Genomic DNA, 14,284 nt, shown 5'->3' with positions numbered 1-14,284 from the left:
GGCGAACGCCCTATCAGGCCATCTGCGACGCCTGGATCAGTGACCCGTCACCCTTCAAAATCAATCCGCACCATCTCATCCCGAGACCGCACATCTAGGGGGATCCCTTCCCTCTCCTGGCATCGCCCTCAAGTACAATAGAGGATCCGATACCTTGGTGGGAGGATGGCCACTTCGAAACGCGCACGTGAAATGCGCCATGACGACGATCCAGAAACGTGGACTGACACGTCTTATGCTGCGGCTGCCTGGGTTGCGTGCGGGCTTCGAACAGACGTCTGATGAGATCTTTCTCGATCTCTGTGAGGCCTATGAGCTGGCGTGGATCGGACTCGATTTCTGGACCCGGTCGGAAGCGCCAGAACGCGCCGAGCGGATTATGGAATACGAGGAGTTGGCGGCCTCTTTGGAGTCGGAGGCGCTTATTAGAGGAAGGAAAYCCTGAGACGCCGGCGCGCGGGCACGGCCTGGGGCCTCGCTGCTCCCGCCGGATCAGCGGGCCCACACTCAGCCCTTCATTTTGATGAGCCGCAGTCGCTCGATCTGAACTTTGAGCGCAGCAACCACGCCCTCGCCGCGAATGCCCCTGATGCCTTGGCTTTTGCGGTCCTCGGCGCCGGGGACGCCGTCGAGGATTTCGGCGCGCTTCGCCTCTGGGAGGGAGAGCAGATATTCGACCTCGCATTCGTGCCGCCACTCCCCGGAATCGGAGAGAACCTCTCGACCGAAGAGATGGGACCAGACGACGCGAGGTGAGGCACGGTGCATCTCCAGGGTTGCCCCCAGACTGGTCGATCGCAATGCGTTCATCGACGCAGGCACCGCATCCTGCCTGGACTCAACTCATGGAGCCGATCGCCGGTTCCGCGCCGACGAAACAATTTCGCTCGCGCCCGGAACCCGTAGAGGCCGCTGCGCGTTCTTGTATCAGCCCAAAAAGGGGTGAACCGGCCCGCTGTGTGAGGACGCGGCGGGCCCTTTTTTGGTTCCTCGTCGACGGAACAGCCGAGGGGCAGTTTGTTTCTCTGGCGTGCTGGCCACCACTCTCGCCCGCACGGCCTCGGGCCTCGCCGCTGCCATACGGCGGGGCCTCCGGCTGGCCAATTCATCCTTGCGTTCTTTTGATGGATTATAAACTGTGAGCATCGCGGGGGGATTGCGATGCCGTTCCGTTCCATCGTCGCCACGCCAGAGGAACTCGCTCGGATCGCCGAGGCTTTTGATGAAGCTTGGAGCGAGATTGCAGCAAGGGTCGACCCGCCCAGCGAGCCCGCCCAACGCGAGCGTCTGGCCTCAATCATTGCCGAGTTGTGGAGGGCGGACCCAAGCGTCGATTTGGCAGTACTCGCTGTCCAACGTTTCGATGAGACCGCGTCGAAAGGACCGGGAGAATCTTGAGCGAGTGAAATAGTAGTCGCCGCCAGGAACTGCGGGTTTCGACAGGGGTTCGCTACTGCGTGGTGGCGTTGTTCACATCCGGCGCCGTCACGGCCTGGGGAGCCCCGCCGCTATTCCCCCCGGAACGGCGGGGCGAACCTCGTGCGTGGTGTGGAGTATCAGTTGTGTGCGCGCGTCGTCTGCTGCGTGTTGGCCCTGGAGTCGAGACTGTCCGTGGTCCTGTCAGCAAGGCGCGTGATGCGCGTCGGAAGCTCCGCTTCGACCCCATGCCCGATCGGATTGAGCCCTGCCTGGCTCTCCTGGCTTCCAAGCCACCCGCCGGCGACGGTCATGACTGGACGAACCGGTTCCCGACGATCCCAGGTAAGGCAGTCTGGCATTAGGCGCGCATTTAGGGAGAAACTCCACCAATCTGCCCGTGTACGGATGGTGGTGAGCCATTCCTCGAGCGCTGCAACCAGCCTGATCAAGACGTCTGCTGAACACTTTGCCCGCCAGCTCCTCAGGGAACTGCCGGGCGCCTTTTTGCGTTCTGGCGATCAGGAAGACGGGAATGTGCCATGCCGATGCACTGGTTCAGCCCACCCGTTGTCGTTCAAGCCGACCGGCCCGGAGTGGGCTACTCTATCACCGACGTCGAGCAAGCCGCAGAGCTGTTGCTAGCCTGGAAAGCGATTGGAGCGGGGCCGAAGTGGCAAGACGCAGTGCGCGCCTGCACGGCAGTGCTGAATGGTGCCGGGACCGTTGATGAGGCGCGGGAGGCGTTCGAGGAGGCGGCGCGGGAGTGTGGCCGCCTTATCGGGTAGTCAGGCTGCGTTGCCGGGACTGGCTGCCCCACGGTTCCATGAGCCCTGACAAGTGGACGGCCGCGGAACTAAAGGCCTCGTCGGGCGTTCACGCTTAGTGGTGACGCCGCGATCAGATTCTCCGGGCGGCACCACCGGGTCGGAGCCCGCCTGCAATCCGAAGCTCTTTGCCCTTACAACTGGCCCGCAGCGGGACGAAACGCCGCGGGCTTTTTTGTTTCTTGTCCTGTCCTTAGGAACACGCTGGGCCACCGTCCGTTTTAGTGGCGTGAGGGCGTTGAGCGATTGACAACTCCACGGCCGCAACGCTCACAGCCCTGGGGCCCTGCCGTTGCGAAGCGGCGGGGCCTTCATATCGCTTCGGATCAGGCGGATGGGCAAAAGCCATGGCTCAAACACGTGGATTTATCACGCGTCGGAACGCACTCATCAGGTGGTGAAGATCGAGGGCCGCATCGCTGGCTGGCGGACCTCTTTTGCGTCCCGTATCGCGGAACGAATCTTGCGGGGGCCGCGTTCTCTGCGCTGGAGTGGCCGTTGTGTGCGCGCGTCGTATCCTGCGTACCGGGCCAGGCTTCTCCGCTCTAAAGAGCGGGGTCGTCAGCAGGCCGCCAGATCCGCGTCAGCCAAGCCTGCTCGAGGATCCAGAATGAGGTCGGCATCGCTGAACACAAGCCCGCCACGCGCATGGACAGATCCTGCCCCTCCTTCTCGAATTCCGAGGCAATAGGCCACCGGAGCCCGTCTGGCGGTAGTTGATGCATTTGTGCGGCGTCAGATCGTGCGGGGAGAGACCGGGGCGGAGTGTTCCGGGGGCAGCAGGAGGCGGCGGCGCTCACAGGTGAAGATGACAGCCTAATCGCGATCGGAGCAACCGCATGCGGTCATTTCAATTGGCTGTCCTTGCTGCCCCGGCGGTTGATGCCGGACATCGCTCTGGGACGGTCGAGGCCTGACTGGCAATCCACGCAGGTACGGGCGCCAGGCATCGCGCGACGCCGCGCCTCCGCGGGCGACCATCTTGGGACGGCCTTGCATCACCAACGCGCCGCTGCCGCGGGGCGAGCCCCACGGCAGCGGCGCGTGGCGTCAGATGCCGGCCTGGCCGCGCACATACGGATCCGCTGTTTCGTCGAAGCGGGTCCAGCCTTCGCGACGGTACTGGGCCACACGGCTCTCGCGATCGATCGGGGTCGCACCATCCAGGATGGCCTCGACCGTAGCGGCCTGCTCGTCGACCGCCCTGACGGAAACGACCGTGCCGCCGCGACGAACCGTCTCCGCATAATAATGGGCCTCGTCCTCATCGACACCTGCACTGGTGAACGATCCGACGAGGCCACCCGCCGCTGCTCCCGCGACAGCGCCCGCCGCGGTCGACGCCAGCCAGCCAGCGGCGACGACAGGGCCAATGCCCGGGATTGCTAGAAGGCCCACGCCGGCGAGAAGGCCGGCCGCCCCCCCGATGCCTGCGCCGATGCCAGCCCCCTCGGCGGCGTTGCTGTCCTTGGCGCGCTCATCGCGCCCGATGACACTGATCTCCGACGACGTGATGCCGGCCTGTTCGAGCTTCTCGACCGCCGCAGCGGCCTGATCGTAGGTGTCGTATGAACGAGTGATCGTACGGGTCATGGTTGCCTCCAGAAGTCGGGGTGCGAGAGGTATCGATCAGTTGCGAGTGATGTTGCCGCGATAATCGACCGAAACATTCACTTGAGTGCCGGCGTTCGTCGCCGTGCCCTTCCAGACGCCGTTGTCGTCCTTTTTCAGGCCGGTGACGTTTGTGTAGCCGTTGGCTTCGAGACGGCTCTTGGCCTGGCCTTCAGTGAAGCTGTTGGCGCCCGGCAGCGGGGCGTTCGCGTCGGCCGGAGCGGGAGCCGGTGCGGGGGATGTGGTCGAGGTTTGCGCCATGGCCCCAAAGGAGGTCGTGGTGGCGATCAGGGAAACTATGATGAGCTTTTTCATGGTGGCTCTCCCAAGGGAAGCGGCGGTGCCGCAGTGCCCAAGAAAACGGCGCCGCACCGCTTTGGTTCCTTTCCCAATCCCGCCGGCGTGCGGAACCGGAGGGCCAAGAAGGAGCGCCCAATAGCGGAACATCGGCTCGACTACCGGAGTTGGACAGGATCCAGCGCCGGGGAATGATTCATCGCCACCGCGCCTTCCTCCACCGGCTTCATCGAGATGTCACAGCGCGCTGAGGCCCTTTCAGAAGACGATCGGCGTCGATACCGATCGGAGGCAGCGGCTGCATTTGAGCGAGTGGGGGAATTTCAGGAAAGGCTTGAGGACGAGATTTGATTTGGGCGCGTCCGCTTCGTGTAATGGCCTGGGCCGCGGCCTTGGTTTTGGGGGTTACGGCCGCGAGGTGATCGTGGGCCGCGGCCACTCTTGAGATCCACGTGACCGCGGTCCCGCGCAGAAGTCTTAAATGGCCGTCATGATCATCTGGAACGGGATCAGGGTTCTCGGAGTGCATTCGCCGTGGCCAGCGGCTAGCCAGCGCCGCCCTAACGCAACATCGCCAGGGCCGCGGTGGGCGCTTACTCGATGATCTGGATGATCTTGCGCGAGCTGGGCTCGACCAGCACAGCGCGGTCATTGACCATCGTATAACGATACTGCGTCACACCAACATCCGAAGGGAATGTGTACAGTTCGACCGTTGCCGGAAGCGTGGCGCCGATCGCCACAGTTTCCTGAACCTTCACGGATTTGGGCTTCTCTTTCATGAAGTAGGATTTGATCTTGCCTGATTGTTCCGTGGTGATCGTCGTAGTTGTGGTGGTCTGTGCCAGCACGGCCGAACTCGCAAGTGCAGCAGCAAACAACGTGGTGAGAATTAGGTCATGGACGTCCTCCATCATGAGTGTCCTCCCCGGCCGCTTTCAAAACCCCAGAGTATCGTCCTTGTTCCGTGCGGGAATCGTTCGAACACGGAGCTCCGCGAATGCGCATGAGGAACAGATCAGAATGCTCGGAATTACCTTTCCATCCTGCCGCAGCGGTTCCTGCCTGCGGCCCTATAAGGGAGGTCATCCGAACATGCGCACCATCATTTTTGCTCTTGCAGCGACCCTGCTTTCCAGTGCGGCGTTAGCACAGACAGCACCCGTCCCAGCCGCCCGTCTTCGTGTCGGTTGACGAGGCGTCCGCTCTCGTCAGCAGCCTGAAGCGTCTCGACGTCAAGAATGCCGGCGATGAGACTGTCGGCGAGATCGAGGATGTGGTCATCGCCGGCAATTCGTTGGCGTCCTACATTCTATCCGTCGGCGGTTTTCTCGGTCTGGGCATTCACTATGTTGCCGTCAGCCCGAGTGCGCTCGCCGTCACCTGGAATCAGACCGACAAGAAATGGAATGCGCGGATCAACGCGACCAAGGAACAGCTCAAGGCGGCGCCGCAGTTCAAGTACGAGGGCCGCTTCGCAAAGTGACCGGACCCGGCCGGCGCGGGAACCTAGCGTGCTGGGGGGTTAAACCAGGACATGACCTGGCCCGCTGCTCCGAATGGTGCGCGGGCCTTATTTGTGTCGGGCCCGTGCCTCCGAATTGCTTCACTCTTCAGATTTGCCGGGGACAGCGTTCCGGATCGGAATGGGGGGCGCTGGAGTGAGCCACCGGCTGTTCAAAATGAGCGTCGCCGCAAAGATCGGAGTGCCATCGGCGTAGCGTATTCTCACGTCGATGCTGAGATCGTCGCTGGACTGGACACGCTCTGAGATGATGTCGCCGAGGCTTGAAAGGGCCGAAACGCGGGCGGCGGCGTGGTCCTCGAGGTCGATGCCTTCGCCGTCGACGACGAGCTCCGTATTGATCTCGATGTCGAAAAAGTATTGGGCCATGCCGGCTTAACGGCCCCGCCCTCGGCAAAGTTCCAGTTCGCAACGGAGCAGCGGCGGCTGAAAGACGTCGTCTTTGCTTCTTTGCGTATCGGCAGGTGTGGAGGGGCCCGTGCGAGCCCCTCCGATTTCCTTCATCGCCGCCCGAACAGCGATCCGAGATCCATTTCCTCGTCGCGGTGCTTGCCGCCAAGTTGGGCTGCCATCCAAGCTGCCGCCGCCCCCAACAAAAGCACTGCTGCGGTCATAAATGCGGTAATCACTGCAGCCTTCCGAGCGCGCTCCGCGGCTTGCTTTGCGGTCTCCTTCGCCTGATCCAGTTTTGCGAAGGCGTCATCGACCTTCTTCTGAGCCTCGGGCTGAGGGATGTTCATCCGTGCAGCGACGCGCGTCGCAATGTAGTCGCGGTCAACTTGATCGAGCTTTCCCGATCTGATTCCGGTCATGAAGATCCGGGACGCCTCCTCGCGTTCACTGGCAGTCGGCGGCGTGGTGCCGTTTGACCTCATGACAGAGTCCAAGGCCGAACCCAGCGGGTCCGCCTGCTGACTGATAAGAGCGGCGGCTCCGCCAGTTGCGGCAGCCACACCGGTCGCAGTTGTTTTGGCAGCACCCAGCAGCGACGAACTGGCGACCATCGCTACGATCAACGCCCCGGCAGCCCAAACGACCAAGCCATGAGCACCGTCGCGAACATGGCGCTCGTGGTCGCTGGCGTCGGTAACCGGCCGACGCATACGCCCGGCAAGATATCCGCCCGCGCTGCAGGCCGAGACTGTGATCCAGATGGCCCACAGGCCTGCGGCGATGGTCAAGGCTGTCAGGCCCGAAGAGCGCGCGGTGTCCGCGGACACCAGGGACAGGCCAAGGGCAGAGCCAAAAGCTGCCATGACCGTAGTGATGGCTGCAGAGAGCACCGCACCGCCAAAGATGGCGCTCCATTCAAGATATGAGCCGGTGGCACCCCTTAGGGCGGGAGGGGGAACGACGACCACGTTGGGTGCGCTCACGGACATGATGCAGCCTCCTACCGAAGACCAAGGAATGAAAGGATGGCCAACACGACCACGATGAGGCCAACGATGTAGATGACGCCGTTCATGAGACACTCCCAATGCACCGCCACATATGTGACCGCGGAGGAACAGACGACGGGGCCAAATAGTTCCAGTCGGGACCGATGAGCCGGGAACACTCCTGCTTGTCGTTGGTTCAAGCTCGACAAACAGGAGGACAGACCATGGGCCGCGGCATACTTCTTTGGATGTTGGGAATTCCTCTGCCGATCATCATTTTGCTCGCCTTCTTTCGATAGCGTGCACGGCGACATTGCTGCTGCATCAGCCTGACGGGTTTGCCCGGAGCGGAACGGAGAGCCCAAATGACAGCAATCGATCGGCATGACCGGCCGCTTGACGCTGTTGAAACCAAAGCGGCGAACGGGGGTCAGACGCACTTCAATGAATATTCACCTCGCGTTCGAGGGGGCTCATTTGCCTCAGTATTGTTTATAGTCGTCATCGCGTGGCTTATGCTCATCGCTTACGTCGCTTTGTGTCTCTACAATTGGTTCAGCCATTGAAAGCTTAAGCGTCGATGTCGCTAATTGGGAGCCAAGGTGATTGCGCCCGGCTGATTGGTTCCCGCCGAGCGCCGTCGGTTGCTCCAGCGGGAGGTCGGCGGGGTGGTGTCCTCCATTTTCCGCGACATGGATCAAGCGGTGGCTGTTCATCGCGCGTCGGGCACGGTCAAGGACTGGTCGCTCCGCAGGCGGCACTTCTGGCGCATTTTTTCGGCGCCAACCTGCTGTTCTTCCCAGCATTTCCTTGGCCTTGACGTGGACTATCTGGATGCCTTCGCCGGCTGGCATTTCTGGTCGTCGATCGGCTCCTACATCTTCGCTGCGGGCTTGCTGGTCTTCTTCTACGGCGTCATCGTCGCCTTCTCGAAGAAGCAGTCCGTGGGGCGAAGGTGCACCGACGCTGGAATGGACCCTGGGACCTCTGTTCATATTTTCACGCACTCTGCAGTCCGCCGCGAAGCAGCCCCATCCGCCGCGTGGAGGTGCACCTGCATGAGGCCTGCTGAACCGGTGCGAGCGGGACGAGGCGATAGCCAACCTATTATCCTGCACCCACGGTAGCGTCCTCGGTCGGGGCGACGGAGAAATCCATGTCCGGCAAAAGCTCTTTCACGAAGGGAAGCCGGTTGATTCTGTTGACGATCGCTTCGGCAGCACGAGAAGGCATCATCTCCCTCAAGATCGCCGGCCAGGTCGCGAACGCGCTTTCTACGGTTCTTTTGACTTCGTGGATGACCACGCCCGACGGGACTTCAAGAAGGCCCGCCGCGCGTTCGAAACGGCGGAGCGTGAGCGAATCGGGGTTACTCGTTCTCATGAACGGCAAGGCGAGTTCGGCGTCGCCAAAGACGACGGTGGGCACGACGTCGTAGGTGGGGCTGAGCGCGATTTCACCGCCCTCGGGGTAGAGGAACGACCAATTTTTAAGGTGCGCGTCGCCGTTCCCGATCAGCATGTTACATACGGAACGGCCGATGGCTTCCACGAGCTCCCCTCGACTGTCGGTCGCGAACCGACGGACGATGTTGAGGACTGTTTCTTCGTTTGCCCGCGTATATTTCTGATCTCCGAGAGCCCCGGTAATCTGGGCAAAGTCCTCCATCTGAACGCGGAGGCCGTTGGGCCCTCTGTCGAAGCGGGTCACTGCAAGACAGGTCGACCCGTGTTCCAGGTATTCCTCTGGAAGGCCTTCCACCGCGGAGGAGGGGACGAGGCGAGTCAGAGCCACGCGTCGCCCCGTGGCGGCGACCATTGTCATCGCGGCATGCTCCATCTCCGGCAGGTCGCGGTACTTCTTATGTGGTACTTTGAGGATAACGTCCCCAACCTCCTCACCGAACATCGGGAGCGTCAGGCGGTCGTTTCGAGCCTTCATCGAGAATTTCAGTTGAGCGCCGGCAAGCGAAAAACGAAGGGACGGGCCCCTAGGCCAAGGGGAGTCTGTTGCGGGAGATTCGTCGTCTACGAAACCGCCTTTGATGGCGCGGTGCACGGTGAGAGCGCCGGGCAGGTCCATTCCCAGGCGGGCAAGGACGTCGAAGTGATCAGTGCGGCCATGCCCGAGTTCCTTCTCTACGAGCTCACGCAACGCTCCTTCGGGCAGGAGATTGTCGAAGAAGGGCGGCAGGTAGCCATTCGTTCCGATCTTGTCCGCTCTCCTGGTCAGCCGCTGCATCGTGGCTTCCTCGGATTGCCCTGTCCATGACAACGATACGAGCGGGCGGACCGGCCCCATGGCGAGATATGCATCGTCGGGGAAGAACGATGTTATGCGCTGGCTCTGATCTCGAACGATTATGCCAATTTTTAGCTCTCGCCGTGCGTCGGGGCGCAGATAGACTTCCAGCGTGTCAGCGGGGGGCATGGCCAACATCGTCCTCGGGATCGTCATCACCCTCGATCAAAAGCTCGTCGAGTAGGCTCGACGGCGTGGGGGGGACAGATGGTAATGCGGACGCCGGGTTCCCTGCCAAGCCGAGCGCCTCAGCTAAGCGTTCACGGGGTACGAGAACGATTTCCAGACCCAGGGCTTCTCCAAGGTCGACGAGGTTGTCGATGGATGGATTAGCCCTGCCGCTCTCGATTTCACTCAGGCGAGCAGGGTCGCGCCCGACGCGTTTCGAAAGTTCGCGCAGGGTCCACCCACGTTGCTCGCGATACCGTTCAATCTGGTCACCTAACCGGCGACGAGCCTCGTGGCCACGTTGCGACATTTGGCAAATTCCCTCATTTTTTGCGATATAACGCATGATAACCAAGAGTCAATGGAGAAATTGCGAAATAACGCAATTAGCGCCATTTTTGCGATATATAGCAATGTATCAGAAGGCTGGCGCGATTGGGGACCGAGGCGATTCACAAGCGTGCCGTCGCGCCATCGAGTGATAATTCGATCCGTAATTAAGACGGCAGATCGGTCGATGGCGCCCGCGTGTTCGCTGCTATTATCCGGTCAAGAGCGGAGCCTTGGCTAACTCGTCGGGAGGGGTCCTTGTCCGGTAATGATGTCGGCGAGGTCTTCAATGGCTCTCGCGAAAAGCTCCACATCGCGCGTCTGATAGACCTTACCCTGATCCTCCATGGCGGCATGGCCGCATCCTCATCCGTCGAAAGATCCCGCCGCTTTCGGAAACGCCGGCTGCCTGAGCAAACTCGGTTCGACGCTTCCCATATTCGTCACTGGTTAGCCCTGTGCGTCGTTTCCCGTGATGCTGTTTCGAAGCTCGATTGGGTTGGCGATGGTGCGGAGCGTCTTGAAGCCTTCGCCGGTGCCATGGATCGTCACGTTGCCATAGTCGAGCATGCGCCCCAAGATTGATTGATCGATCTGGACGCTTTCGACCTTGTCCATGTTCATCTCGGTGGTCTCCCGCTGGATGAGGCCTTTCTTGTAGATGACCCGTCGGTTGGTGACTGCGATCTCGGTGACCCACGAGTGGAACCATTGCTGAATCAAGAGGACCGCCGCAACGAGTGCGAGGGCGTATCCCGTATACCGCCAGAATCCTGGCATGAACTGCGTAGCGCTGAGCCAGAAAGCGACCGCCGCTAGGAGTGCAACCGCAATACCGGGCCAGTACACTATCCAATGAATGGACGAGATGTGCCGGACCTGTTCATTGGGCTGCAAGACGCGCTGAACGTAGCTCATGAAAATGGGTCTCCTTCAGCAGCATAGGCAACGCCACCCGATATTCCAACCACGGTGGGGACCGTTAGGGCAGGTGCAGAAGATTTTTCGATTAAGCCGCTAGGTGTTTGATCCCGTGCTTTGATGGTGCAGTCTTTTCGCGTGAGTGGAAGGATGCGCTAGGGGCCAGGTTCACCGTTGCACCGTCGGAACGTCGGAATTGGCCATGGTTCGCTCGCACCAATCCACACGGTCAATATTTTCACGCACCGGCTAAAGCGTACTTCGGCTGGCGAGGTGCCAAACGACGTCTGCAAGGACCTGTGCACCCGCGGTCAGATGCTCCGGCTCGGCCCATTCGTCGGGATTATGCGATACCCCACCCCGGCACGGCACGAAGATCATCCCGGCAGGACAGACATAGTGCAACTGCCGCGCATCATGGCCGGCCGCCGAATAGACATCCATGGCGGGAATACCTCGCGCCGCAGCCGCTTCGGCAATTGCGCTGCGAATCGCGGGGGCGAAGTTCAACGAGGGTGAATGCTGAATCTGTTGCAGCTCGACGCTGCACTCCCCCTTCAACTCCTCGGCGATGCGGCGGATCGCGGCATCGACCCAGTCGACCACGACATTGTCTGGGTGACGGAGGTCGATGGAAAAGAAGGCTTCCGCCGGCACGACGGACGGTGCGTTCGGCTTCACCTGCAACATGCCCACCGTCAGCAAGGTGTCGGCCGGCTCCATGGCAGCTTCGTCCATGGCGCGGATCATGCGGACGGCAGCCATCAGCGCGTCGCGCCGATCCTTGCGTAGGGCGGTGCCGGCGTGGGCGGCTTCGCCCAGGACGCGAACCCTGTAGCGCCGCGTGCCCTGAATGCCTGTCACGACGCCGACCGGGATGCCTGCTCGTTCGAGCACGGAGGCCTGTTCGATATGCGGCTCGACATAGGCGGCGATCGGCAGGCCGAACGCCCGCAGCGGCACGTTGTCGTCGGCCGCGAGGATGGACGCCACCGCCTCGCCGATGCTGATGCCGTCTGCGTCGCGGATGGGTAGCACCGCCTCAAGCGCCTTGGCTCCGGTGTAGAGGTCGGAGCCCGTCATGCCCGGTGCGAAGCGCGAACCTTCCTCATTGGTCCAGGCCACGATCTCGACCGGGCGGAGCGGTCGCTCGCCACACGCCACGATCGCGCCGGCCGTTTCCAGTGCGGCGAGCACGCCGAAAACGCCGTCGAACTTGCCGCCGGTCGGCTGCGAATCGATATGCGACCCCGCCACGACGGGCGCGAGCGAAGGATCGCGCCCCTCCAGGCGCAGGAACAGATTCGCGGCCTTGTCGGTGAAGGCCTCCAGGCCGATCGCGCGGCCCCAGGCGATCACCTGCGCGCGCGCCTGTGCTTCCTGCGGCGACAGGGATGGACGATCGACCCCGCCATCGGCGCGGGCGCCGAAGGCGGCCAGTGCCATGTGACGGGCCCAGAGACGCTCGCCATCGATCAAATCGGACAGACGCTGCCTGGCTGTCATGCTCAGTCGGTCCGCATGATCTGCGCCGGGTTGGCGCGGGGATCGCGCGGTTCCCAGCGCCCGGCCTCGACCTGCGCGATAAACTCGGCGAGCAGGCGGTTGAAGAGTTCGGGCTCTTCGAGATTCAGCGTATGGCCGGATTTCGGGAAGACGGCGAGGCCGCAGCGCGGCACGACCCGCTTCAGATAGAGCCCCGGCTGGATGCAATGGTCGTCCTCGTCGCCGGTCATGACCAACAGTGGCGTCTGCATGGCGCGGAACTCGGCCTCGAGGTCGTAGAGCGAAGGCCGGCGCATTTGCACGCCGCGCATGGTGTTCGCCGCGCCCAGCGAATCGTGCTGGCCGAGCCGCTCAGCGAAGAGCGCCCATCCGCGCGGGTCCTTATCCTGGAACTGCACGCGCGAGGCGCCCTCGGCATAGGTCGGCGCGAAGTCCCTGGCTCCACGCTGCTCGAAATTCTGGGCAACCTGCTCGGAGACGCCCCGGAAGTAATCCTCATGGGCCTTCTCGGCGCCATAGCCGGCCCCGGCGGCGACGACCGACAGCATGCGGCCGGGATGGCGCAGCGCCGCATGCAGGGAGGCGAAGCCGCCCATGGAGAGCCCGACGACATGGGCCTTCTCGATACCGGCCGCGCTCAGCACGTCGAGGATGTCGTCAGCCGCCCGTGCCTGCGAATAGCTCTCCACACTCTCCGGCACGTCGGAGGGCCGGTAACCGCGCGCCGCGAAGGTGATGCAACGGTGCCGCCGCGCGAAGAAATTGAGCTGCGGCTCCCAGCTCCAGTGGCTGCCGCCGAACTCGTGCACGAAGATCATCGGCGTGCCGGTGCCGGCCTCCTCGTAGAAGAGCCTTACGCCGTCGCCGGCCGTGGCAAAAGCCATGTCGCGCCTCCCTCAGATCACGGAACGGCGCGAGGCGATGCCGCCATCGACGGTGAAGATCGCGCCGGACGTATAGCCGGAGCGGTAGGAGGCGAGGAACACGATCAGGTCGGTGACCTCGTGGACATGGGCCGGGCGCTTCAGCGGATAGCGCTGTTGCAGCTCCTCGTAGCGGCCGGCATCGCCAAGCCAGTCGGCGGCGCGCTTCTTCAGCATGTTGTAAATGCGGTCCGTATCGACCGGGCCAGGATTGACGCCCACCACCCGGATATTGTCGTCGAGCGAGTGGCCGCCGATGGCGCGGGTGAAGGCCATGAGGCTGGCATTGCCGGTCGTGCCCGCGACGTAGGCGGGATCGAAAACCTCGCCGCCATTGCCGATATTGTTGATGATGACGCCGCCGCCGCGCGCCTTCATGCGCGGATAGAGCGCGCGCGTGAGGTTGATATAGCCGAAGACCTTGAGCTCCCAGCCGGCACGCCATTTCGCCTCGTCGACGTCCCACAATGTGCCGCTGGGGACGACGCCGGCATTATTGACGAGAATGTCGATATCGCCGACGGAATCGACCAGGCGCTCCACCGCGCCTTCCTTGGTCAGATCGAGCGCGTGCGCCGTCACGGTCACTCCATGGCCGGCTTCCAGCTCGCGCTTCAACGCCTCCAGCCGGTCGCCGGAGCGCGCCACGATATGGAGGTTGCAGCCCTCCTCGGCGAATGAGCGCGCCAGCCCCTCGCCGATGCCCTGGGATGCGCCGGTGATCAGGACCGTCTTGCCCTTCAGCTTAAGATCCATCTTCGATTTCTCCTTCTATGAGCGCTGCGACGGGCTGGTCGGCTCAGAACAGTTTCACGTCTTCGTTTTGGCCACGGACCTGGTCGACCATGGTCGGCAGCAGGTCGACGAACTCTTCGACCCAGGCGGTCGGGACGGTTGTGCTGATCTTGACGAACCGGTCGCCGAAATTGGGCGTGTGGTAGGCGCCCTGGCGGATCATGATGTCGTTCTTCTGATAGGCTGCGACGAGGGCCTCCGGCTTCACGCCGGCCCGCTCGCATTCGAGCACGACGAAATTGCCGTTTGACGGGAAGACCGGCATGGACAGGCCCGGAATCC

The 14,284-nt window shown here is 62.4% G+C and carries 15 protein-coding genes and 3 pseudogenes; 4 read left to right on the top strand and 14 right to left on the bottom strand.

Features of this window, described 5'->3' with window-relative positions; genetic code table 11:
• Window positions 1-199 precede the first annotated feature (199 nt).
• Window positions 200-445 (top strand): hypothetical protein, encoded by a 246-nt coding sequence (locus AC1DRP_RS30045; RefSeq protein ID WP_476770393.1) that lies wholly within the window; start codon window positions 200-202, stop codon window positions 443-445.
• A 62-nt stretch (window positions 446-507) separates the two neighbouring features.
• Here the strand turns inward: AC1DRP_RS30045 and AC1DRP_RS30040 are convergent, their stop codons facing one another.
• Entirely contained in the window at window positions 508-810 is a 303-nt protein-coding gene (locus tag AC1DRP_RS30040) for a DUF7696 family protein (protein WP_476770392.1), read from the bottom strand.
• A 1,148-nt stretch (window positions 811-1,958) separates the two neighbouring features.
• Here AC1DRP_RS30040 and AC1DRP_RS30035 point away from each other — a divergent pair.
• On the top strand, window positions 1,959-2,204 hold the full coding sequence (locus AC1DRP_RS30035; protein ID WP_441508915.1) for a DUF982 domain-containing protein: 246 nt from the start codon (window positions 1,959-1,961) through the stop codon (window positions 2,202-2,204).
• Between the two features lie 884 nt (window positions 2,205-3,088).
• On the opposite strand, the pseudogene AC1DRP_RS30030 reads toward AC1DRP_RS30035, so the two are convergent.
• From AC1DRP_RS30030 to AC1DRP_RS30015, 4 genes and pseudogenes are all read right to left on the bottom strand, one after another.
• Window positions 3,089-3,211: pseudogene (locus AC1DRP_RS30030) on the bottom strand (TraR/DksA C4-type zinc finger protein); the annotation flags it as partial.
• A gap of 82 nt (window positions 3,212-3,293) precedes the next feature.
• Window positions 3,294-3,836, bottom strand: a complete 543-nt coding sequence (locus AC1DRP_RS30025; protein ID WP_441493860.1) for a general stress protein — start codon at window positions 3,834-3,836, stop codon at window positions 3,294-3,296.
• A gap of 36 nt (window positions 3,837-3,872) precedes the next feature.
• Window positions 3,873-4,169 (bottom strand): PepSY domain-containing protein, encoded by a 297-nt coding sequence (locus AC1DRP_RS30020; RefSeq protein ID WP_441508912.1) that lies wholly within the window; start codon window positions 4,167-4,169, stop codon window positions 3,873-3,875.
• Window positions 4,170-4,744: 575 nt separating this feature from the next.
• Window positions 4,745-5,068 carry a DUF1236 domain-containing protein gene (locus tag AC1DRP_RS30015; protein WP_476770391.1) on the bottom strand — a complete coding sequence of 108 codons (324 nt, stop codon included), beginning with the start codon at window positions 5,066-5,068 and terminating at the stop codon, window positions 4,745-4,747.
• A gap of 266 nt (window positions 5,069-5,334) precedes the next feature.
• Between AC1DRP_RS30015 and AC1DRP_RS30010 the strand changes: the two genes are divergently transcribed.
• Window positions 5,335-5,637, top strand: coding sequence for a PRC-barrel domain-containing protein (locus AC1DRP_RS30010; protein WP_476770390.1), 303 nt, complete (start codon window positions 5,335-5,337; stop codon window positions 5,635-5,637).
• 120 nt (window positions 5,638-5,757) lie between these two features.
• On the opposite strand, the gene AC1DRP_RS30005 is transcribed toward AC1DRP_RS30010, so the two are convergent.
• Window positions 5,758-6,045: a DUF6894 family protein gene (locus AC1DRP_RS30005; protein ID WP_476770389.1), complete on the bottom strand. Its 288-nt coding sequence runs from the start codon at window positions 6,043-6,045 to the stop codon at window positions 5,758-5,760.
• A 131-nt stretch (window positions 6,046-6,176) separates the two neighbouring features.
• Window positions 6,177-7,058, bottom strand: coding sequence for a hypothetical protein (locus AC1DRP_RS30000; RefSeq protein ID WP_476770388.1), 882 nt, complete (start codon window positions 7,056-7,058; stop codon window positions 6,177-6,179).
• 772 nt (window positions 7,059-7,830) lie between these two features.
• On the opposite strand from AC1DRP_RS30000, the pseudogene AC1DRP_RS29995 reads away from it, so the two are divergent.
• A pseudogene (locus tag AC1DRP_RS29995) lies at window positions 7,831-8,120 on the top strand (cytochrome c oxidase subunit I); the annotation flags it as partial.
• Between the two features lie 45 nt (window positions 8,121-8,165).
• On the opposite strand, the gene AC1DRP_RS29990 reads toward AC1DRP_RS29995, so the two are convergent.
• The 7 genes and pseudogenes from AC1DRP_RS29990 to AC1DRP_RS29960 all read right to left on the bottom strand — a co-directional run.
• Window positions 8,166-9,488: a type II toxin-antitoxin system HipA family toxin gene (locus AC1DRP_RS29990; protein WP_476770387.1), complete on the bottom strand. Its 1,323-nt coding sequence runs from the start codon at window positions 9,486-9,488 to the stop codon at window positions 8,166-8,168.
• The gene (locus AC1DRP_RS29985; protein ID WP_441637852.1) at window positions 9,475-9,873 is read right to left on the bottom strand and encodes a helix-turn-helix domain-containing protein; all 399 of its coding nucleotides are present in this window, start codon (window positions 9,871-9,873) and stop codon (window positions 9,475-9,477) included. The genes AC1DRP_RS29990 and AC1DRP_RS29985 overlap by 14 nt, the downstream gene beginning before the upstream one ends.
• A gap of 434 nt (window positions 9,874-10,307) precedes the next feature.
• On the bottom strand, window positions 10,308-10,775 hold the full coding sequence (locus AC1DRP_RS29980; protein WP_441508905.1) for a PH domain-containing protein: 468 nt from the start codon (window positions 10,773-10,775) through the stop codon (window positions 10,308-10,310).
• A 252-nt stretch (window positions 10,776-11,027) separates the two neighbouring features.
• Window positions 11,028-12,284, bottom strand: a complete 1,257-nt coding sequence (locus tag AC1DRP_RS29975) for a M20 family metallo-hydrolase (protein ID WP_476770386.1) — start codon at window positions 12,282-12,284, stop codon at window positions 11,028-11,030.
• Window positions 12,285-12,286: 2 nt separating this feature from the next.
• The gene (locus tag AC1DRP_RS29970) at window positions 12,287-13,168 is read right to left on the bottom strand and encodes an alpha/beta fold hydrolase (RefSeq protein WP_476770385.1); all 882 of its coding nucleotides are present in this window, start codon (window positions 13,166-13,168) and stop codon (window positions 12,287-12,289) included.
• Between the two features lie 12 nt (window positions 13,169-13,180).
• Window positions 13,181-13,963, bottom strand: coding sequence for an SDR family oxidoreductase (locus tag AC1DRP_RS29965; RefSeq protein WP_476770384.1), 783 nt, complete (start codon window positions 13,961-13,963; stop codon window positions 13,181-13,183).
• Between the two features lie 43 nt (window positions 13,964-14,006).
• Window positions 14,007-14,284: pseudogene (locus tag AC1DRP_RS29960) on the bottom strand (pyridoxal phosphate-dependent aminotransferase); the annotation flags it as partial.

The organism is Allobosea sp. 01N443 (assembly GCF_056399325.1).
Note: the sequence above shows the minus strand (reverse complement) of the source record. Positions and strands in the feature narration are given on the sequence as shown.

Coding starts and splice junctions, on each gene's coding strand:
- AC1DRP_RS30040 (WP_476770392.1), bottom strand. CDS start 810: ATGAACGCATTGCGATCGACCAGTCTGGGGGCAACCCTGGAGATGCAC.
- AC1DRP_RS30035 (WP_441508915.1), top strand. CDS start 1,959: ATGCCGATGCACTGGTTCAGCCCACCCGTTGTCGTTCAAGCCGACCGG.
- AC1DRP_RS30025 (WP_441493860.1), bottom strand. CDS start 3,836: ATGACCCGTACGATCACTCGTTCATACGACACCTACGATCAGGCCGCT.
- AC1DRP_RS30020 (WP_441508912.1), bottom strand. CDS start 4,169: ATGAAAAAGCTCATCATAGTTTCCCTGATCGCCACCACGACCTCCTTT.
- AC1DRP_RS30015 (WP_476770391.1), bottom strand. CDS start 5,068: ATGATGGAGGACGTCCATGACCTAATTCTCACCACGTTGTTTGCTGCT.
- AC1DRP_RS30005 (WP_476770389.1), bottom strand. CDS start 6,045: ATGGCCCAATACTTTTTCGACATCGAGATCAATACGGAGCTCGTCGTC.
- AC1DRP_RS30000 (WP_476770388.1), bottom strand. CDS start 7,058: ATGTCCGTGAGCGCACCCAACGTGGTCGTCGTTCCCCCTCCCGCCCTA.
- AC1DRP_RS29990 (WP_476770387.1), bottom strand. CDS start 9,488: ATGCCCCCCGCTGACACGCTGGAAGTCTATCTGCGCCCCGACGCACGG.
- AC1DRP_RS29985 (WP_441637852.1), bottom strand. CDS start 9,873: ATGCGTTATATCGCAAAAAATGAGGGAATTTGCCAAATGTCGCAACGT.
- AC1DRP_RS29980 (WP_441508905.1), bottom strand. CDS start 10,775: ATGAGCTACGTTCAGCGCGTCTTGCAGCCCAATGAACAGGTCCGGCAC.
- AC1DRP_RS29975 (WP_476770386.1), bottom strand. CDS start 12,284: ATGACAGCCAGGCAGCGTCTGTCCGATTTGATCGATGGCGAGCGTCTC.
- AC1DRP_RS29970 (WP_476770385.1), bottom strand. CDS start 13,168: ATGGCTTTTGCCACGGCCGGCGACGGCGTAAGGCTCTTCTACGAGGAG.
- AC1DRP_RS29965 (WP_476770384.1), bottom strand. CDS start 13,963: ATGGATCTTAAGCTGAAGGGCAAGACGGTCCTGATCACCGGCGCATCC.